Here is a 20,463-nt window from a genome sequence, read left to right on the forward strand (position 1 = left end):
CGACCTTGGTCATGCTGACGTGGGGGTCGCGGACGAAGCAGTCCAGGGCGGCGGCCACGATGGTCGCGATGCTGCGCTCCGCGTCCGCACGGCGGACCTTCCGGGGTGGCGTGGGCATGGGGAAGCGTAGGTCACCTCCTTCACGCGGTGCCACGACGGCGAGAGCCGGGTGGCACCGCGCATTCCGTCAGGTCAGCGGGGGGTTCGGGCGCCGGAGGGCTGGGTCGGGATGCCGTCGAGCCGCGCGTCGGCGGCGGGCCCGTCGCTCCCCTTGCCCTTGGGGAAGAGGAACAGCGCGACGAGGATGCCGGCGGCGGCGACACCGGCGCCCGTCAGCATCGAGGGCGCCATGCCCGCGACGTACGCGGAGCGCGCCGCCTCGGCGAGGGCCTGGCCGGCCTGCGCGGGAAGGTGCTCGGCGACCGCCAGCGCGGCTCCGACCGAGTCGCCGGCGGTGTCCATCGCCCCGTCCGGCAGCGCGGCGCCGGGCGCGCTCGCCGCGAGGTCGTCCCGGTACGTGCCCGACAGCAGGCTGCCGAGGACCGCGACGCCGAGCGCCGAACCGAGCTGCACGGCCGCGCTGTTGGTGGCGGAGCCGACACCCAGGTCGTCCTCAGGGAGCGAGCCCACGATGGCGTCGCTGGTCGGGCCGATGATGAAGCCGGCGCCGAAGCCCAGGAAGAGCATCGCCGCCAGGACCCGCCCGTAGCCGTCACCGCTGTCGGTGGTGGCGAGGAGCAGCAGGGACACCACGGCGAAGGCGAGGCCGGCGGCGGCCAGCCACCGGGTGCCGACGTGCTGTCCCAGGAACGAGGCCAGCGGGGCGGCGATCAGGATGATGAGCGCGGTGGGCGCGATGCGCATACCGGTCTCGCCGGCGTCGTACCCCAGCACGAACTGGAGGTACTGCACGAGGACGAACAGCGCCCCCAGGAGCGACAGCAGGCCGAGGAAGACCAGGATGTTGCCGACGGCCAGGCGCCGGTGCGCGAAGATGCCGAGCGGCAGCATCGGCTCGCGGGCGGTGCGCTCCCGCACCAGGAAGCCGGCGAGCAGGACCGCCGCGACGGCGAAGCCGGCGAGGACGGGGGCGCTGCTCCAGCCCTCGACCGGGCCCTCGATGATCGCCCACAGCAGGGTGCCGGTGCCCAGCACGGAGAGCGCGGCCCCCGCGAGGTCGAGACGCCGGGCCACGGCGGCACGGGAGTTGGGAACGATCTTCAGCGCCACCAGCAGGGCCAGGATCCCGATGGGGACGTTGATGAGGAAGACGGAGCCCCACCAGAAGCGGCCGAGGAGCCAGCCGCCGACCAGCGGCCCCATGGCGAGACCGACACCGATCATGGCGGACCACAGGCCGATGGCCTTCATGCGCTCGGCCGGGTCGGTGAAGACGGTGCCGATGATCGACAGGGTGGCGGGCATGATCAGTGCCTCGCCGACGCCCATGACACCGCGGGCCGTCATCAGCGAGGCGGTGCTGTCGGAGAAGGCGGCGACGGCGGAGGCGCCGGTGAACAGCACCAGTCCGGCGAGGAAGACGGGCTTGCGGCCGAACCGGTCGGCGAGGCTGCCGGCGAAGAGCATCAGGCCGGCGGCCATCAGGCTGTAGATGTCCACCAGCCACTGCAACTCGCTGGTGGAGGCGCCCAGTTCGGCGACGAGCGTGGGCAGGGCCACGTTCAGGACGGTGACGTCGAGCCCCACGATCAGCAGGCTCAGGCACAGGACCGCCAGGATCGGCCAGCGCAGCGGGTGGCCTTGCGCGCCGGCTCTGGCGGCGGCGGTGGGGGAGGGGGACGGGACGGAGGGCACGGACGTACTCCTTAAGTTGAACACTGCTGTTCGGGTTCAGGGTAGTGCCGGGCCCCGTGCAAGTCGAACAGTGCTGTAAAGAAAACGGCGTCCGCCGGCCGGTGGGAGCGCCGGACCGCGGCCCGGTCGCCGGCCCGGCCGGCTCCCGTCAGCCCTTCGCCACCGGGACCAGCGTGCGGGAGATGCTGCGCAGCTTCTCGCAGGTCTCCTCCAGCTCCCGCTCCGGGCTGGACTGTCCGACGATCCCGGCACCCGCCCGCAGCCAGGTCCGCCCGCCCTGCCGGAAGACCGTGCGCAGCACCAGCGCGGCGTCCAGGAATCCGTCGCTGCCGACGGTCAGCACGGCGCCGCTGTAGAGCCCGCGCGGTTCGGCCTCCAGGTCCCGGATGGTCCGGTAGGCGGCGTCCTTGGGCACCCCGGAGGCGGTGACCGCCGGGAACACGGCGGCGAGCGCCGGCCACGGCCCGCGTCCGGTGACGCGCAGCTCCCCGGTCACGCGGGAGGCGATGTGCTGGACGCTGCCGCGCTCCTTGACCGTCATGAACTCCTCGGCCCGCACCGAACCCGCCCGGCAGACCGTCGTCATCTCGTCCCACGCGACCTGCACGGATATCGCGTGCTCGTAGATCTCCTTGGCGTCCCTGAGCAACTCCGCCCGGCGGGAGGCGTCCTCCTCCCGGTCCCCGCTGAGCGCCCGGGTGCCCGCCAGCGGCTGGGTGGACACCCGGCCGCCGGGGGAGACCTCCACGACGGTCTCCGGGCTGAAGCCCACCGCCTCGACGCCGCCGAGGTCCAGCAGGAAGGAACGGGCCGGGGAGTTCGCCGACCGGCCGGCGAGGTAGGTCGCCGGGAGGTCCAGCTCCGTCTCCACCGGCACGGTGCGCGAGAGGATCACCTTCTGGAGGTCCCCGCGCCCGATGGCCGCCACCGCGCGGGCCACCGACTCGCCGTACGCCCCCTCGGTCCGCTCGCGCAGATCGACCCGCAGCACCTCCGGCCGGTCCCCTCCGGAGTGCGCGGGCGCGGCCGCCAGCAGGGCCGTGACCGCGTCCTCGTCCCGCTGCCGCCCGCACCGGACCTGAGCGCCGTCCGCCGTCAGACGCACCTCCGTCTCCGGGACGACCAGGTGGACCAGCGGCTCCTCGCCCAGGTCCGCCGCGTCCCCGGCGAGCGCGTACGACAGCTCGAACGTGGCCCAGCCGTAGGCCCGCCAGTCCGCGAACGGCAGGGAGGCCAGCGCCTGGTGGACCGTCTCCAGCGGCTCGCCGTGCCACGCGGTACGGGTACGGGTGCCCCCGTGCTCCAGGGTCACGTGGGACCGGTCGACGACCACGGTGGCCCGGGCGCCGCCGGCGTACCACCAGGAGCCGTCCCGTTCGTACACCACGTACTGCTCGTGCGGTCCGTCGCCGGCCAGGCGCGCCGCGGCCTCGGCCGGGCTGCCGGTGAACGGGACGAGGCTGGTCCCGGGCGACACGGTGGTGGTGGACATTCTGCGGTCTCCTTGACGTACGGATGCGGTGTGGGGCGGGGTGGGGCGGGTCGGCGGTCGTGGCCGGTCAGCGGCCGTTGCCGGCGGGCTCGGCCGCGAGCCGCGCGAGGGCGCGCTTGTCGGCCTTCCCGACCCCGGTGACGGGCAGCGCGTCGATGAAGCGGACGAGGTCCGGCTTCTTGTACGGGGCGAGGCCCCGCTCGTCGAGGAAGGCGTCCAGGCCGGGCTCGCCGAGGTCCGTGTGCCCCTCGCGCAGCACCACCCAGGCGCAGGTGCGCTCGCCGAGGTACTCGTCGGGCACGGGCACCACGGCCGCGTCCAGGACCGCCGGGTGCGCCCGCAGATGGCCCTCCAGCTCGTCGGACGAGACCTTGTCGCCGCCCCGGTTGACCAGGTCCTTCTTCCGGCCCTCGATGACGATGTCGCCATCGGGCAGGACCCGGACGAGGTCGCCGGTGCGGTAGAAGCCGTCCTCGGTGAAGGCGGTCCGGTTGTACTCCTCGGCCCGGTAGTAGCCGCGCAGCGTGTACGGCCCCCTGGTGAGCAGTTCACCGACGGTGCCGGGCGGCACGTCCGCGCCGTCGGCGTCCACCACCCGGACCTCGTCGTCCGGGCTCAGCGGCCGGCCCTGGGTGGTGGCCGTGCGCTCCGGGTCGTCACCGGGCCTCGTCATGCTGAGCAGCCCCTCCGCCATCCCGAAGACCTGCTGGAGCTCGCAGTCGAGGGCGGAGCGCACCTGGCGGGCGGCCTCCGGGCCGAGCCGGGCGCCGCCGACCTGGAGCAGGGCCAGGCTGCCGAGGTCCTCGGGGGCCCACTCGGCGGCCTGCGACCACAGGGCGGCCAGCGGCGGCACCACGGCGGTGAGGGTCACCCGGTGACGCTCGATCAGGGGGAAGGCGGTGTCCGGGTCGGGGGAGGGGCTCAGCACCACCGTGCCCCCGGCGTGCAGGGTGCCGAGCACCCCCGGGCAGGCGAGCGCGAAGTTGTGGGCGACGGGCAGCGCGGCCAGGTAGACGGTGTCACGGTCCAGGCCGCACAGCTCCGCGCTGGCGCGGATGTTGTAGGCGTAGTCGTCGTGGGTGCGCGGGATCAGCTTCGGCAGCCCCGTCGTACCGCCGGAGACCAGCAGCACCGCCGGGTCCTGGGGGTCCGGCGCGGGGAACGCCACGGGTCCCGGCCGGTCGCGTCCGGCCTCCTCCACACCGGCGAGCGAGGTGTACGGCCCAGCGTCGCCGGCCACCAGGACGTGACGCAGCCCCGGCGACCGCTCCGCCACCTCCCGGGCGAGCTCCCGGTAGTCGAAGCCGGTCGCCGGGTCGGTGTCCGGCACCACGTAGGCCACCGCCCCGCTATGGCCGCAGAGGTGCACCGCCTCGCTGCGGCGGTACGCGGGCAGGCCCAGCACCGGGACCGCGCCGGCGCGGAGGGCGCCGAAGAGCAGGACGAAGAAGTCCACGGTGTTGGGGAGCTGGACGACGATCCGGTCGCCGGGCGCCACCCCGAGGTCCACGAGTCCCGCCGCGAGGTGCCCGGCGCGCCGGTCCAGCTCGGCGTACGTGACACGCCGGTCGCCCGACACGAGGGCGGTGGCCGTGCCGGACGCCCCGGCGTGCCCGGTGAGGAAGTCCCCCAGCGGGCGGCCCCGCCAGTACCCCGCCCTCCGGTACCGCTCCACGGCCTCGGCCGGCCATCGAACCATGTCCACGTGAATCCCCGCTCCCGTCCCGAATGAACTCGTGGGAAGTATTTGTGACACACCCACAGCCTTAACGCCGCCGTAAAGACTTCCTTGTTCGAAATGGCGAAGGCAATCCGGATTAGATCACCGTTTCGCAAAATCGGGAGCCCGGATGGCGCAAATCCACGGGAGGATAACGGGACATGTGCGCCTACATCACCCATGACCCGGGCGGGTATTGCCCCTTCGGGTACCCACCTTCCGGGCGCCGCGTTTTTCCCGTACGTTCGAATGCGTCGCCGCTGGATAACCGAACTCGGCACAGCGGCCCACGTGCTGGACCAGCACACGGAATTTCTCATTCGCTCGACTCCGGGCACACTGTGGAAGGGCGACCCCCTTGGTCAGGTACGGGCTGACGTCGCGGGACCGGACGACCGATCCGGCACGGTCCTGGTTGCGCGTCCCGCTGCCGCGCCACCGTCCCGCCCTGCGGCTGGTGTGCTTCCCGCCCGCCGGCACCACGGCGGACTTCTACCGGGCCTGGCCTGACGGCCTGGCCGACCACGTCGAACTGGCCGCCGTGCAGTACCCCGCACGGGGCGACCGCCGCGGCGAGGCGATGCCCGACCACCTCGAAGGGCTGGCCCGCCCGGTCGCCGAGGCCCTCGCCGCCGCCGCGGACGCCCCACCGGTGCTCTTCGGCCACGGCATGGGCGCCGCCGTCGCCTTCGAGACCGCCCGCCTGCTGGCCCGCGACCCGGGCTCGGCGCCACGCGCCCTCTTCGTGTCGGCCCACCCCGCGCCGATGGAGGACCGGCCCCGTGAACCGGCGCCCCACACCGACGAACCCGTCGTCGCGCCCCGTCACATGAACAGCACCCGTCCGGAGGACCTGCCCCCGGCCACCGTCCACGCCGACCTCCGGCTCGCGGACCGCTACCGCTACCGCCCCGGGCCGCCCCTGGACTGCCCCCTCACCGCGATCGTCGGCACCCGCGACACCCGCGTCACCGCCCGGCACGCCGCCGGCTGGCGCCACTGCACCACCGGCCCGTTCACCCTGCGGGCCATGCCGGGCGACCACTTCTACCTCGTACCGCGCCGCACCGCGCTCGTGGCCTTCCTGCTCACGAGCCTGGGCGCCCGGGGAGGACCGGCGGCCCGCCCGGCCGGGCGCACCGCCCACTGACCGTACCGACCCCTGCTAGGAGACTCCTCCATGGCGGCTCCCGCCCCCACCCGCCCGGACACCCAGGTGCTCCAGGACGTCCACACCCAGGTCCTCACCCAGGTCCCGTACAACAGCGCCGCCCAGTACCACCTGCACTACGGGACGGGGAGCTCACCCGAGCGGTTCGGCACGGCCTGCGCGTGGCAGACCTTCACCGCCGGCGAGCGGGTCGCCCGGCGCACCGGGGCCGTGGCCGAGTACCGGGTCGGCGGCCGCCACGTCTGCGCGCTGTACGACGACGGCGACACGCTCACCGTCCTCGACCCCTACCTGATGCACCGGGCACCCCTCCGCCTCTCCCGCGCGGACGCGGTCGACGGCACCGTCCGCGCCGAGGCGGAGGCCTACCCGCTGCGCCGCCGCCCGGACGGCTCGCCCGCGCCGTCCTCCCTGCGCGCCGCGTGGAACCCCGGCGACGGTGTGCTGCGGCTGCGCTACCTCCGCTACAGCCCCCGCCTCGACGACACCGTCACCCACCGCGCCTACACCATGCGCCCCGGGGACACCGTCCGTGAACTGCCCGTCCCCGCACCGCTCGTACGGGAACTGCTGCTGCACCCCGAACAGAACAACCTGTCGCTGCGGGCCGTCCACCCCGGCGACGACGGACTGACGGAGATCGCCCTGCCCTTCTCCGGCCGCCCCCGCGGCGCCCTCGCCGACCCCCGCGCCCTCATCGGCCGCGACAACCAGGGCGCCGTGAGCACCTGGGGGACCGCCGCCTTCGCCCGCGAACTGGAGCGCGTCGCCGAGGCCGTGCGCGCCGGCACCGACGAGGTGGTCGACCACCTCCTCGAAGCCGCCGCCCTGTACGACAAGGCCGCCCCCGCCGCCCTCACCGTCCCCGCCTACTCCCTGGAGGACGCGTGACCACCCCCCGCCCCCGCAGCTACTTCCTGGCCGGCCTCATGCAGGGCGCCCGCCCCGGAGCCCACCTCGCCGACCAGGGCTACCGTGACCGGCTCCGCCGCAGCATCCTCGAACGGCACCCCGACGCCGTGGTGCACGACCCGCACGCGCTGATGCGCGACTGGATCGGTGACCGGGAGGAGGCCGTCAGACGGGGCCACGCCGCCCTGGCCGACGCACCCGAGGTGCGCCGTAGCGCCCACGACCCCGCCGTCACGGCGCTCATCGACACCTTCCACCGGCTGACCCGCGTCGCGGCCGCGAGCGACGTATGCGTCGCCTGGCTGCCGGACCACGAACCCAGCATGGGCACCGCCGCCGAGATGCTCAGCGCCCACCGCGCCGGCACCACCGTCGTCGCCATCACGGAGATGCGGCAGAACCTGGCCGTGCTGGCCTGCTCCGACGTCATCCTGCCCGACGTCCCGGCGTTCGAGCGCTGGCTGAAGGAGGAGGACGGCGCTTGAGCGGGACCAGCGACGAGGCGGCCAAGCCCCGCGAGGCGTGCGGCGTCGCCGGGGTCTGGGGCCTGTCCGGGGACGCCGCGCCGCTGGTGCGCGCCATGCTGACCGCGCTCCAGCACCGGGGACGGCAGAGCGCCGGCATCGTCGCGTGCCGGGACGGCCGGATGACCCGCCGGGCCGGCGCCGGCCGGGTCGCGGACGTGTTCCCCACGCCCGCCGGCCTGCCCCCGGGGCCCGGCGCCGTGGGCCACGTCCGCTACGCCACCTCGGGCGGCGAACGGGGCACAGCCGGCCGGCCCGCGTCGCCCGACGCCCTCGCCCAGCCCGTCACGGCCGGGCCGCCCGGACGTCCCGCCCTGGCCGTGGCGCACAACGGCACCCTCGTCGACATCGCCTCCCTGGCCGCCGCCCACGGCGTGGAGCCGGACCCGGCGGACTCCGACACCGCCGTCCTCACCCGGCTGCTGCACACCGTGCGGGAGCGGCACGGCGCCGACGTGCCCACCGCGCTGCACGACCTGCTGCCGGCGGTCACCGGCGCGTACGCCCTCGTCCTCACCGACGGCGAGCGCATGTACGGCGTCCGCGACCCGCACGCCTTCCGCCCCCTGTGCCTGGGGCGGCTCGGCGACGCCTGGCTCCTCGCCTCCGAGACGGCGGCACTCGACGCCGTCGGCGCCCGGCTGGTGCGGGAGCTGGAACCCGGCGAGGTCCTGGAGGCCGGCCCCGCCGGGATCCGCAGCAGCCGGCTGACGGCACCCGGGGCGCGCCGCGCGAGCTGCCTGTTCGAGTACGTGTACTTCGCCCGGCCCGACTCGCTCGTGGGCGCCCGGAGCGTCTACCGCACCCGGTACGCGGCCGGAACGGCCCTCGCCGACCACGCCCCGCCGCCGCCCGGCACGGTGGACCCCGTCGTCGTCGCCGTCCCGGAGACCGCCCGCGTCGCGGCCGACGGCTACGCCTGGCGCGCCGGACTGCCCACCGTCCAGGGGCTGCTGCGCCACGACGGGGCGGGCCGGTCCTTCATCGCCGGCACACCGGGCGAACGCGCGGCCGCCGTGCGCGCCAAACTCACCGCCGTACCCGAGGCGGTGGCGGGCCGGTCGGTCCTGCTGGTGGACGACTCGCTGGTGCGCGGCACCACGATGGCGGCGGTCACCGCCCTGCTGCGGGACGCCGGCGCACGCGACGTCCACCTCCGCGTCGCCTCCCCGCCCCACCGCTGGCCCTGCTTCTACGGCATCGACACCGCCCACGGCGGCCCGCTGTACGCCGCCGGCCGGACCGACGAGCCGCTCGCCCGGGGACTGGGCTGCGACACGGCGGGGTTCCTCCCGCTGGACGCGCTCCTCGGCGCCGTCGGCAAGGACGCCGGCGACCTCTGCACCGCCTGCCTCGACGGCCGCTATCCCACCGCCGTACCCCTCGGCACCCCCACCGCACGGAACCCCGCCCCGGCCCCGGCACCGGGCAACGCACCGGACAACGCACCGGATCGCGCGCCCGGCCGCGGACCGGACCACGCACCGAACCACAGGAGAAGCCTGCCTTGACGACGACCGTGGACAACAACCCGCAACTGGAGAGCCGCAGCGGCAGGTTCTTCGCCCGCTACTACGACCGCATGACCCAGCGGGCGGAGGAGAAGTGGGGACGCCCCCTGCGCACCCTCATGTTCGGCGAACTCACCGGCCGCGTCGTGGAGATCGGCGCCGGCTCCGGCGCCAACCTGCCCTACTACGCCAAGGCCGACTCGCTGGTCGCCGTCGAGCCGGCGAGCGAGATGCGCAAGAAGCTCGCCCGGCGCGCCGGGGAGGCGCCGTGCGAGGTCGAGGTGGTGGACGCCTGGGCGGAGCGGCTCCCGTTGCCCGACGACACCTTCGACACGGCCGTGTGCACCCTCGTCCTGTGCACCGTCGTCGACCTGCCGGCCGCCCTCGACGAGATCCGGCGCGTGCTCAAGCCGAACGGACAACTGGTGTTCTTCGAACACGTCAGGTCGCCCGGCGTCGTCGGTCTGCTCCAGGACGTCCTGGCCCCGCTGTGGCGGCGGGCGGCCGGCGGGTGCAACGCCAACCGGCGCCTGCTCACCGCCCTTCGGGACGCCGGCTACCAGGTGCGGGTCCACGAGGTCGTACGCCCCTGGCCCCGCTACCCCACCAACACCCCGTACGTGCGCGCCACCGCCGTGCCCCTGCCCCGGCCGACCACCCGCGACCGATCGGAAGCACCGTGACCGTCACCCCCCTGCCCGGCACCCCCGGGCTCGCCGCCGCGGTCCGGGACGCCGCACGCCGGCACCCGGGCCGTACGGCCATGACCTTCGTCGACTACACGGCCGACCGCGCCGGAACCCCGCGCGACCTCACCTACGGCCATCTGCACGGCAAGGCCCAGGCCGTGGCCGCCGAGCTCAGCCGCGTCACGGTCCCCGGCGACCGGGTGGCGATCCTCTGCCCGCACACCGCCGACTACGTGGCCGCGCTGGTCGGCTGCCTCTACACCGGCGTCCTCGCCGTGCCGCTGTACGCCCCGGAGGCGTTCCGCACCGACGAACGGCTCCGCCTGGCCATGGCCGACTGCTCGCCGGGCGTCATCCTCACCACCACACCCTTCGAACGTCCGGTACGCCAACTCCTCGCCGACGCACCGGAACTGGGCGAACCCGCCGTCGTATGCGTCGACGCGGTCGACCCGTCGCTGGGCCGCCGGGTCGTGCTGCCCGTCGCGGAACGCCCCGACGACATCGCCTACCTCCAGTACACCTCCGGCTCCACCAGATCCCCGGCGGGCGTCGAAGTCACCCACCGCAACCTCGCGGTGGGCGCGGACCAACTGCGCGAGGCGCTCGACGTGGGCCCGGACGCGCGCATCGCCGGATGGCTGCCCTTCTTCCACGACATGGGCCTGCTGATGATGATCGCCCTGCCCCTCGTCACCGGCACGCCCGCCGTCCTGATGGCACCCTTCTCCTTCATCCAGCAGCCGGTGCGCTGGCTCCGGACGATCGGCGAACACCGCGTCACCCATTCCGTGTCGCCCAACTTCGGTCTCGACCTATGCGCCGACCGCGTCCCCGAGCGCGCCCGCGACGGCCTCGACCTGTCGTCGCTGCGCGTGCTCGTCAACGGCTCGGAACCGGTCCGCGCCGCCACCCTCGACCGCTTCACCGCCGAGTTCGCCCCCTACGGCTTCCGCCACCGGGCGCACCGCCCCGGCTACGGCCTGGCCGAGGCGACGCTCGCCGTCACCCTCACCGGGCCCGGGGCCCCGCGCGTCCTCACCCTGGACCGCGCGGAGCTCGCCGGCGACCGGGTACGGCCGCTGCCCGACGGGTCCGCCGACGGCTACCGGGTGGTGAGCTGCGGCACCCCGGCCGGACAGGAGGTCCGCGTCGTCGACCCGCACACCGCCCGCGACGTGTCCGCGGACCGCACCGGCGAGGTGTGGGTGCGCGGCGCGAACGTGTGCGCCGGCTACTGGAACCGCCCCGAGCGCACCGCCGAGGTCTTCGGCGCCCGCCCGGCCGGCCCGGCGGAGGACGGGACCTGGCTGCGCACCGGCGACCTGGGCTTCCTCCGGGACGGCGAGCTGTACCTCACCGGCCGGCTCAAGGACCTCATCGTCGTCGACGGCCGCAACCACTACGCCGCCGACCTCGAACTGACCGTGCAGGAGGCCGACCCCGCCGTCCGGCACGGCCATGTCGCGGTCTTCCCCGTGGGACTGCTCGACGGGGCGGGCGAACGCGCCGTCGTCGTCGCCGAACTCGACCGCCGCTACGAGGCGCCGCGACTGGAGGCCGTCCGCACCGCGATCCGCACCTCGGTCCTCACCCGGCACTCGCTCGACGTGCACGACGTCGTCCTCATCCGGCGCGGAGCCATGCCCAAGACCACCAGCGGCAAGATCCGGCGTGCCGCCTGTCGCGACCTCCACCTCGCCGGGGAACTCGCCGTCGTCCGCACCGATCCGGTGGGGGCGGTGTGACCGGGGAACTGCACGCCCTGCTCGTCCGCCGCGCCGCCGCCCGCGCCGGGATCCCCGAGGACCGGGTGGACCCGGACCTGCCCTTCCAGGCGTACGGCTTCACCTCCCGGGACGCCGTCGCGCTCTCGGGCGAACTGGAGGAGCTCCTCGACCGGCCGCTCGCCCCCACCACCCTGTGGGAGCACCCCACCATCCGGCAGCTCACCGCCCACCTCACCGCCGGATCGCCGGAGCCGACGGGGGCGTCGGAGCCGACACGGCCGCCGGAGCCGGCCGGGCCGTCGGGCCCGCCCGGGCCGGTGCGGCCCGTGGGGCCGGCGGACGCGGCGGCCGGCGGTACGGCCCCGGCGGGCGGCGGCGTCGTACCGGTGACCGGAGGGGCGGTCCCGGTGGCCGCCGGCGCCACCGCGCCCGACGACATCGCCGTCGTGGGCATCGGCTGCCGGCTGCCCGGCGGAACGCATTCGCCGGACGCGTTCTGGGACCTGTTGCTCTCCGGCGGCGACGCCGTGGGCACCGTCCCCGACGACCGCTGGGACGCCCACCGGCACACCTCCCCGGCCCACGCCGCCGCCGTCGACCGGGCCTGCCGGCACGGCGGCTTCCTCGACGACATCGACGGGTTCGACGCCGACTTCTTCGGCATCTCCCCGGCCGAGGCCGCCGAGATGGACCCCCAGCAGCGGATCCTGCTGGAGGTCGCCTGGGAGGCGCTGGAGCACGCCGGGCTGCCGGCCGACCGCCTCGCCACCACGCGGACGGGCGTGTACGTGGGTGCCTGCGCCGACGACCACGGCCGCGCCGCCCTGGAGGACCTGCCGTCGATCGGTCCGCGCACCGGCACCGGCGCGGCCATGAGCATCCTCGCCAACCGCCTGTCGTACGCCCTCGACCTGCGCGGTCCCAGCATGACCGTGGACACCGCCTGTTCCTCCTCCCTGGTCGCGCTGCACCTGGCCCGCCGGGGGCTCGTGGCGGGGGAGTGCGACACCGCGCTGGTCGGCGGGGTGAACCTGCTGCTCTCGCCCGGCGTGACCCTCAACTTCGGCGAGAGCGGGGTGCTGTCCCCCGACGGCCGGTGCAAACCCTTCGCGGCCGCCGCCAACGGCTACGTCCGCAGCGAGGGCTGTCTGGTCGTGGTCCTGCGCCGGCTCGCCGACGCGCGGCGCGACGGCGACCGGATCCTCGCCCTGGTACGCGCCACCGGCACCAACCAGGACGGCCGCTCCAACGGCCTGATGGCACCCAACCCGGCGGCCCAGGAAGCCCTGGTCCGCGAGGTCTGGGACGCCTCGGGACTCGACCCCGCCGAAGCGGGCTACCTGGAGGCCCACGGCACCGGCACCCCCCTGGGCGACCCCATCGAGGCCTCCGCCCTCGGCGCCGCCCTGGGCCGCCGGCGCCGCCCCGGTTCCCCGCTGCGCATCGGGTCGGTCAAGTCCAACCTGGGCCACCTGGAGGGCGCGGCCGGCCTGGCCGGCCTGGTCAAGTGCGCCCTGGCCCTGCACCACGGCCGCATCCCGGCGACCCTCCACCACACCGGCCCCAACCCTCGCATCCCCTTCGCGGAGCTGGGGCTCGCCGTGGCCGACCGGCCCCTCGCCTGGCCGCGCGGGCACCGGCCCCGCACCGCCGGGGTCAGCTCCTTCGGGTTCGGCGGCACCAACGCCCACGCCGTGCTCGTCGAAGCCCCGCCCACGCACCCGTGACCCACACCGACCGAGAGTGGACGACCGCACATGAAGCACGGAGAAATGCCCTTCGCGCTCTCCGCCCGCACACCCGCGGCCCTGCGTGAGAACGCCGGCCGGCTGGCCCGCTGGCTCACCGAGGAAGGCGCCGGCACCCCGCCGGCCGACGTGGCGCACACCCTCGCCCGCCGCCGCGCCCACCTCACCGAGCGCCTCGTGGTGCGCGCCGCCGACCGCGACACGCTGACCCGGCTGCTCGCCACCGTCGCCGAGGGCGGTGAGCCGGGCCCGCTCGCCGTGCGCGGCAGCGTGCCGGACACCAGGGGCACCCGGCCGGTCTTCGTCTTCTCCGGGCACGGATCGCAGTGGGACGGCATGGGGACCCGGCTGCTCGCCGAGGAACCGGCGTTCGCGGCGGTCATCGACACGCTGGAGCCCGTCGTCCGGCAGGAGACCGGCCTGTCCCTGCGCGCGCTCATCACCGAGGACGGCCTGGCCGCCTCCGGGATGGACCGTGTGCAGCCCGCCGTCCATGCCGTCCAGGTCGGACTGGCCGCCGTGTGGCGCGCCCGCGGGATCCACCCCGGCGCCGTCATCGGCCACTCCCTGGGCGAAGTGGCCGCCGCCGTGGTCGCGGGCGCCCTCTCGCCCGAGGACGGGGCGCGCGTCGTGTGCCGCCGCTCGCGGCTGATGGAGGAACGGCTCGCCGGCAGCGGCGCCACCGCGCTGGTCGGACTGAACGCCACCGAGGTGCGCGGGCGCCTGGCCGGCCGGCCGGGGGTGTCCGTCGCCGTCCACTCCTCGCCCCGCGCGTGCGTCGTGGCGGGCGTGCCCGAGGCCGTGGCGGAGTTCGTCGCCGAGTGCCGCGAACAGGAGCTGCTGGCCCGGCTGGTGCCCGGGGTGCGCATCGGCGCGCACAGCCCGCTGGTCGACCCGCTGCTCGACGAGGTCCGTGCCGCGCTCGCCGGCATCACCCCCGGCCGGCCGGACGTCCCGTACTACGGCTGCACCCTGGACGACCCGCGCGAACGCCCGGCACTCGACGCCGCGTACTGGGCGGCCAGCCTGCGCCGCCCCGTCCGGCTCACCGAGGCGGTGGAGGCCGCCGTCCGGGACGGACGCCACGTGTTCCTGGAGGTCTCGCCGCACCCCGTCGTCGCCCAGTCGGTCCTGGAGACCCTCCTGGAGGCGGACGGCACACGGCGCGGCCGCGGCACGGTGCTCGGCACCCTCGCCCGGGGCGCGGACTGCGGCGACGCGCTGGCGGACACCCTGGCGGCCCTGCACTGCGCCGGGGTCACCCTGCCGCGCGAGGCGGTGCCCGAGGGCCGGCCGGTCGCGCTGCCCACGTACGCCTGGCAGCACCAGAGCTTCCCCCGGCCCCGGCGCACCCCCGTCGAGGCCCCCGGCCACCCGCTGCTCGGCCACCGGGTCACGCTGCCCGGCACACCCGTGCGGCACGTCTGGCAGAACCGGGTGGACACCGCCCGGCTGCCGTGGCTCACGGACCACCGCGTCCACGGCACCGCGGTCCTGCCCGGGACGGCGTACGCGGAACTCGTCCTGGCCGCGGCCTGCGAGGCGTTCGGCGCGGCACCCGGCGCGGTGGCGGTCTCCGGGCTGGTCCTCGCCCGGCTGCTGCCGCTGACGGAGGGCGTGACCCTCACCACGACGCTGGAGGAGGGCGCGGACGGCACCGGCGGCACGGTCACCGTCGTCACGGGCGCGGCCGGCACCAGTACGACCCTCGCCACGGCCCGGGTGACCGCCGGCCCCGCCCCCGCCGGCCACCCGGCCGACCACGAAGGTGCGGCCGGTCACGGCCTCCTGGCCGCCGCCGGCGTCCCGGCCGACGACGGCCTCCCGCCCACCGGCCGGGAAGGCACCGCGTACGAACCGGCCGACGTCTACGCCGCGCTGCGCGCGCTCGGGCAGGAGCACGGGCCGGCGTTCGCGTCCCTCACCGAGGTACGGGTGGCGGACGGCACCGCGACCAGCCGGGTGACCCGCCCCGCCGCGCTGCCGCCGGACGGCCGCTTCCACCTCGAACCCGCCCTCCTGGACGCCTGCCTGCACGGGCTGGGCGCCCTGGTCCCCGCCGGTACGGAGGGGACGTACCTGCCGACCGGTGTGGCGGAACTGCGCTTCTCGGGGCACCGGCCGGCGACGGCTTTGCTCTGCCGGGCCCGGCTGCGCCCCGGCGCACCCGGCGTCCTCGGCGCCGCTCCCGGTGGTCCCGGCGCGGAACTGTGGGCGGACGTACGGATCACCGACGAGTCCGGGGCCCCGGTCGCCGAACTGACCGGCGTACGACTCGGCCGCGTCGGTGAGGAGGCGCTGCCCGTGGACGTCGCGCCCCTGCTGCACGGGCTGCGCTGGGACGCCGTCGAGCCGCCCCCGCCCCGGCGGGCCGACGGGCAGCGGCTGCTGGTGGCGGGCGGCCGCCCCGGCGACCCCGCGCGTGCCGCGCTGCTGGACGCCCTCACCGCCGCGGGCGCCTCCTGCCGCACCGTCGACCGGGACGACGCCTGGGACGGCGCCTGGGACGTCCACCCGCTGCCCGCGGGCGTGGTCCTGACGGCCTGGGAGGGGCCGGTCGAGCCCGTGGACGTGGCGGAGTGCGCCGAGCGGAGGGTACGCGCGGTCCTCCGGGCCGTCTCCGGGATACTCCGCGCCTGCGACGAGGCGGGGACACCGCCTCCGCCGCTGACCGTCCTGACCGACCGGGGACAGCGCACCCGGGACGCCGAGGCACCCGATCCCGCGCAGACCGCGCTGCGCGGGGTGGTCCGGACTCTGCGCCTGGAGCGCCCCGGACTGCGCGCCCGCATCATCGACCTCGACGGGTCCGGCGCTCTGCCGGCCGACGAGATCCTGGCCACCGACGGCCCCGACGAGGTGGCCTGGCGGGACGGGGTCCGCCTCGCGGCCACGCTCGTCGCCGAGGCGCCCCCCGCCCCCGCGCCCGGCCGCGAACGCGTGGTCGTACGCCCGGGCGGCGGCTACCTCGTCACCGGCGGCACCCGCGGCCTGGGCCTCGCCACCGCGCGCTGGCTCGCCGAGAACGGCGCGGGAGCCGTCGTGCTGGGCGGACGCGGCGCACCCGCCCCGGACGCCGCCGAGGAACTGGCGCGCATCCGGGCGATGGGCACCCGCGTCGAGCTGGTGCCCGGCGACATCGCCGAACCCGGCACCGCCGAACGGATGCTCGGCGTGCTGGCCGCCACCGGGGCGGCGCCGCGCGGGGTGGTGCACACGGCCGCGGTCATCGAGGACGCGGTGGTGACCGACCCCGACCCGGGACGGCTCCACCGGATCTGGGCACCGAAGGCGGCGGGCGCCTGGCGGCTGCACGAGGCCACCAAGGACGCCGCGCTCGACTGGTGGGTCGGCTTCTCCTCGCTGGCCTCGCTGACGGGCTCCCCGGGCCAGAGCGCGTACGCGGCCGCCAACGCGTTCCTCGACGGGGTGGTGGCGCTGCGGCGCTCGGCGGGACTCCCCGCTCTCACCGTCAACTGGGGCCCCTGGGGCGAGGTGGGGGCCGTGCGCGACCGCACCGTCCCCGGACTCGGCATGCTCACCGTACGGGAGGGGTTCGCGGCCCTGGAGACGCTGCTGGCGCGCGGGACCGGGCAGGCCGGGGTCGCCCGCCTGGTGCCCGGCGACTTCCTCGCCGCCCACCCGGCGGCCCGGCACTCGTCCTTCTTCTCCGCGCTCACCGGCGCCGAGGGGCCGGACGACACCTTCGACCGGGCGGCGCTCGCCGCCATGACGAGCCAGGCGCGGAGCGAAGCCGTGCGCTCCCGCACCCTGCTCAGCGTCGGCCGGGTCCTCGGCTTCACCGACCCGGCGGGCGTCGCCGACCGTCCGCTGGTGCACCTGGGCCTCGACTCCCTGGCCGCCGTACGGATCAAGAGCGCCCTGTACGACGACTTCGCGGTCGACGTCCCGGTGGCCAGGCTGCTCCAGGGCGCCAGCGCCACCGACCTGGCGGACCAGGTGACGCGGGCGCTGGCCGACGGCGAGGGGCCGGACCGGGGAGCGGCGGACGCCGTACGCGACGCGGCACGCCGGGCCGGGGCCCGCACCCGCACCGCACGACCGCGCCGCCGTGGCGCCCAGGGGAGGAACGCATGACCGACGCACCGCACCCGGACGGCGCTGCGGAGGCGGTGGCGGTCGTGGGACTCGCCGGCCGGTTCCCCAAGGCCCGTGACGTCACCGAGTTCTGGGCCAACCTCAGCGCCGGCCGCGACTGCCTCGACGACCTCGACGACGACGAACTCCTGGCCGCGGGCGTCCCCGCGCCGGTGCTGGAGCACCCCGGCTACGTCCGCCGGGCCGCCGTCCTCGACGGGCACCAGGAGTTCGACGCCGACTTCTTCTCCCTGCCGCCGGCGACCGCGGCGGCCATGGACCCGCAGCAGCGGCTGTTCCTCCAGAGCTGCTGGCACGCCCTGGAGGACGCCGGGCACGTCCCCTCCCGCCACGACGCCGCGGTCGGCGTGTTCGGCGCGCCGTCGTTCAGCGGGTACTTCGGGTACAACCTGCTGTCCCACCGGGACCCCGCCGAGTTCCTCGGTGCCGGTACGTCGACCGCGCTGATCCACGCCCTCACCCTGACCGACCCCAACTTCTTCGCCACCCGCGTCGCCCACGCCCTGGACCTGCGCGGACCGGCCCTGACCGTGCAGACGGCCTGCTCCGGCTCCCTGGTGGCGGTGCACCTCGCCTGCCAGAGCCTGCTGTGCGGCGAGAGCGACCTGGCCCTCGCCGGGGGCATGACCGTCAAGGTGCCGCACCGCGTCGGCTACCTCCACGAGCCCCAGTCGATGATGTCCGCCGACGGGTTCTGCCGGCCGTTCGACGCGGGCGCCAACGGCACCGTCTTCGGCAGCGGCGGGGGAGTGGTCGCGCTCAAGCGCCTGTCCGACGCGCTCGCCGACGGCGACCGGATCCGCGCCGTGCTGCGCGGCACCGCCGTCAACAACGACGGCTCCCTGAAGATGGGCTTCACCGCCCCCAGCGTCGAGATGCAGGCCGCCGTCGTCGCCGAGGCCCTGGCCGTGGCGGGCCTCCACCCCCACGACATCGGTTACGTCGAGGCGCACGGCACCGGCACCGCCCTGGGCGACCCGGTGGAGACGGCCGCCCTCAGGCAGGCCCTGGACCCCGAGGGGGACCGTACGGCGCCCTGCCTCATCGGCTCGGCCAAGGGGAACGTCGGGCACCTGGAAGCCGCGTCCGGGGTGGTGGGCCTGATCAAGACGGTGCTCGCGCTGGAGCACCGGACCCTGCCCGGGACCGCCCACTACAAGGAGCCCAACCGCGAACTGCGCCTCGACGGCACCCCCTTCGAGGTGGTCGGGGGCACCCGGGCGTGGCCCGGCGGCGGACCGCTGGCCGCCGGGGTCAGCTCGCTGGGAGTCGGCGGCACCAACGCCCATGTCGTGGTGACCGAGGCACCGCCGGCGGCCCCCCGCGAGGGCACCCCCGGTCCCGGAGCCGCGGCGCCGGTCCTGCTCGTCAGCGCCCGCACGGCCGACGCCCTGCGGGAGGCGCGCCGGCGGCTGGCGGACGCCCTGGAACCCGGCGCCGACCTCGGGGACGTGGCCCACTCGCTGGAGCGGGGGCGCGCGTCCTTCCCGTATCGCACGGCGGTCACCGCCCGGGACCCGCGGCGGGCGGCCGAACTGCTGCGGTCGGACCGCGCGCCCGCCGAGGCCCCCGCGACCGCTCCCGGGATCGCGCTGCTCATGCCGGGCCAGGGCGCGCAGTACCCCGGCATGGGGAAGGGCCTGTACGCCGCCGGGGGCACCTTCCGCCGCGAACTCGACCGGTGCGCCGCTCTGTTCGCGGCCGAGACGGGCACCGACGTCCGCGAGGCGCTGTTCGGGGCGGGCGGGGACGACGGGGCCGCGCTGCTGCGCACCGACGTCGCCCAGGCCGCCCTCTTCGCCGTGGAGTACGCCCTGGCGGGCACGCTCGCGGAGTTCGGGGTGCGCCCTTCGGCGCTCGGCGGGCACAGCGTCGGGGAGTTCGCCGCGGCCTGCCTGGCCGGGGTGATGGAACTCGGCGACGCCGTCCGGCTGGTGGCGGCCCGGGGCCGGCTGATGGGCCGCGCGCCCGCCGGGACGATGCTCCAGGTGCGGCTGACGGAGGACCGGGTGCGCGAGGACCTCCCCGGCAGCGGCCTGGAAGTGGCCGCGGTGAACGAGCCGGAGGCGTGCGTGGTGGCCGGGCCGCCCGCCGCGGCCGCGGAGTTCGCCGGGCGGCTGGAGGCACGGGGCGTGGAGGTGACCGTGCTGCGCACCGCGCACGCCTTCCACACCACGGCCATGGACGAGGCGGCGGCACGGTTCGCCGACGTGGTGGCCACCGTCCCGCTGTCCGCGCCGGCCGTGCCGCTGGTGTCCAACGTGACCGGCGGGTGGATGACGGCCGCGGAGGCCACCGACCCGGCGCGCTGGGCGGCGCAGATGCGCGGCACCGTGCGGTGGGCGGAGTGCGTACGGACCCTGCTGCGCGGCTCCGCGCGGGTGCTGGTGGAGGCGGGACCGGGCCGGTCCCTCGGCTCGGCCGCCCGCCGGGGCGACGCGTGGGGGCCGGGGCACCGGGCGGTGAGCGCCATGCGGCACGCCCGGGAGGCGCTGGACGACGGCGAGGCGCTGTCCCGGGCGCTGGGGGCGCTCTGGGAGGCGGGCGCCGACCTCGACTGGTCGGCGGCGCGGCACGGGGGCGAGCGGCCGGTGACGCTGCCGGGCTACCCCTTCCGGCGGGCGCGGCACTGGACGGATCCGGCGTACCCGCCGCGGGTGCCGGGCTCGTCGGGGCCGGCCGGGCCACTGTCGTCGGAGTCGGAGTCGGAGTCGGGGTCGGGGTCGGGGTCGGGGTCGGAATCGCCGTCGCCGGTGGTGCCGCCGTCGCCGGCCGGCGAGGCGGACGTGGTGGCGGTGCTGGCGGAGGTCTGGTCCGAGGTGCTGGGCGTGGTGCCGGTGCGGCCCGACGACGACTTCTTCGACCTGGGCGGGGACTCGATGCTGGCGTCGCGGGTGGCGGCACGGGGCCGGGAGCGGGGCCTGGAGTTCGAACCGAAGGACGTCTTCGAGCTCCCGACGGTGGCGCGACTGGCGGCCAGGGTCCGGCCCCGCTCCTGTCCAACAACATGAACAACGCTGTTCAAATTATGG

General features: G+C 76.1%; 12 protein-coding genes. 9 read left to right on the forward strand and 3 right to left on the reverse strand.

All coding sequences use genetic code 11. The annotated features are described in order from the left end of the window. Positions 1–192 precede the first annotated feature (192 nt). The 3 genes from ACF068_RS04725 to ACF068_RS04735 form a co-directional block, all read right to left on the reverse strand. The gene (locus tag ACF068_RS04725) at positions 193–1,815 is read right to left on the reverse strand and encodes a DHA2 family efflux MFS transporter permease subunit (protein ID WP_392272700.1); all 1,623 of its coding nucleotides are present in this window, start codon (positions 1,813–1,815) and stop codon (positions 193–195) included. Between the two features lie 148 nt (positions 1,816–1,963). Continuing rightward, the gene (locus ACF068_RS04730) at positions 1,964–3,307 is read right to left on the reverse strand and encodes a salicylate synthase (RefSeq protein WP_392272701.1); all 1,344 of its coding nucleotides are present in this window, start codon (positions 3,305–3,307) and stop codon (positions 1,964–1,966) included. Positions 3,308–3,374: 67 nt separating this feature from the next. Further along, positions 3,375–5,006, reverse strand: a complete 1,632-nt coding sequence (locus ACF068_RS04735; protein ID WP_392272702.1) for a (2,3-dihydroxybenzoyl)adenylate synthase — start codon at positions 5,004–5,006, stop codon at positions 3,375–3,377. Between the two features lie 379 nt (positions 5,007–5,385). Between ACF068_RS04735 and ACF068_RS04740 the strand changes: the two genes are divergently transcribed. From ACF068_RS04740 to ACF068_RS04780, 9 genes are read left to right on the forward strand one after another with little or no spacing between them, the layout of a single operon-like run. Further along, positions 5,386–6,177, forward strand: a complete 792-nt coding sequence (locus tag ACF068_RS04740) for a thioesterase II family protein (RefSeq protein ID WP_392272703.1) — start codon at positions 5,386–5,388, stop codon at positions 6,175–6,177. A gap of 30 nt (positions 6,178–6,207) precedes the next feature. Further along, positions 6,208–7,089, forward strand: a complete 882-nt coding sequence (locus ACF068_RS04745; protein ID WP_392272704.1) for a hypothetical protein — start codon at positions 6,208–6,210, stop codon at positions 7,087–7,089. Further along, positions 7,086–7,595, forward strand: a complete 510-nt coding sequence (locus ACF068_RS04750; RefSeq protein ID WP_392272705.1) for a hypothetical protein — start codon at positions 7,086–7,088, stop codon at positions 7,593–7,595. Before ACF068_RS04745 ends, ACF068_RS04750 begins: the two co-directional genes overlap by 4 nt. Further along, entirely contained in the window at positions 7,592–9,145 is a 1,554-nt protein-coding gene (gene purF, locus ACF068_RS04755; RefSeq protein ID WP_392272706.1) for an amidophosphoribosyltransferase, read from the forward strand. The genes ACF068_RS04750 and purF overlap by 4 nt, the downstream gene beginning before the upstream one ends. Continuing rightward, a complete protein-coding gene (locus ACF068_RS04760) occupies positions 9,142–9,828 on the forward strand; it encodes a class I SAM-dependent methyltransferase (protein ID WP_392272707.1) in 687 nt (228 codons plus the stop codon). Before purF ends, ACF068_RS04760 begins: the two co-directional genes overlap by 4 nt. Next, positions 9,825–11,582: a fatty acyl-AMP ligase gene (locus ACF068_RS04765; RefSeq protein WP_392272708.1), complete on the forward strand. Its 1,758-nt coding sequence runs from the start codon at positions 9,825–9,827 to the stop codon at positions 11,580–11,582. The genes ACF068_RS04760 and ACF068_RS04765 overlap by 4 nt, the downstream gene beginning before the upstream one ends. Then, positions 11,579–13,291: a type I polyketide synthase gene (locus ACF068_RS04770; RefSeq protein ID WP_392272709.1), complete on the forward strand. Its 1,713-nt coding sequence runs from the start codon at positions 11,579–11,581 to the stop codon at positions 13,289–13,291. The genes ACF068_RS04765 and ACF068_RS04770 overlap by 4 nt, the downstream gene beginning before the upstream one ends. Before the next feature lie 30 nt (positions 13,292–13,321). Then, entirely contained in the window at positions 13,322–17,410 is a 4,089-nt protein-coding gene (locus ACF068_RS04775; RefSeq protein ID WP_392272710.1) for an SDR family NAD(P)-dependent oxidoreductase, read from the forward strand. After that, positions 17,407–20,442: a type I polyketide synthase gene (locus ACF068_RS04780; protein WP_392272711.1), complete on the forward strand. Its 3,036-nt coding sequence runs from the start codon at positions 17,407–17,409 to the stop codon at positions 20,440–20,442. Before ACF068_RS04775 ends, ACF068_RS04780 begins: the two co-directional genes overlap by 4 nt. Positions 20,443–20,463: the final 21 nt, after the last annotated feature.

Source organism: Streptomyces sp. NPDC016309 (assembly GCF_043077235.1).
Taxonomy (GTDB): domain Bacteria; phylum Actinomycetota; class Actinomycetes; order Streptomycetales; family Streptomycetaceae; genus Streptomyces.

Bases quoted from the DNA above. Each gene is read 5' to 3' on its own strand.
- ACF068_RS04735 (WP_392272702.1), bottom strand. From the start codon at position 5,006: ATGGTTCGATGGCCGGCCGAGGCCGTGGAGCGGTACCGGAGGGCGGGG.
- ACF068_RS04730 (WP_392272701.1), bottom strand. From the start codon at position 3,307: ATGTCCACCACCACCGTGTCGCCCGGGACCAGCCTCGTCCCGTTCACC.
- ACF068_RS04780 (WP_392272711.1), top strand. From the start codon at position 17,407: ATGACCGACGCACCGCACCCGGACGGCGCTGCGGAGGCGGTGGCGGTC.
- ACF068_RS04775 (WP_392272710.1), top strand. From the start codon at position 13,322: ATGAAGCACGGAGAAATGCCCTTCGCGCTCTCCGCCCGCACACCCGCG.
- ACF068_RS04745 (WP_392272704.1), top strand. From the start codon at position 6,208: ATGGCGGCTCCCGCCCCCACCCGCCCGGACACCCAGGTGCTCCAGGAC.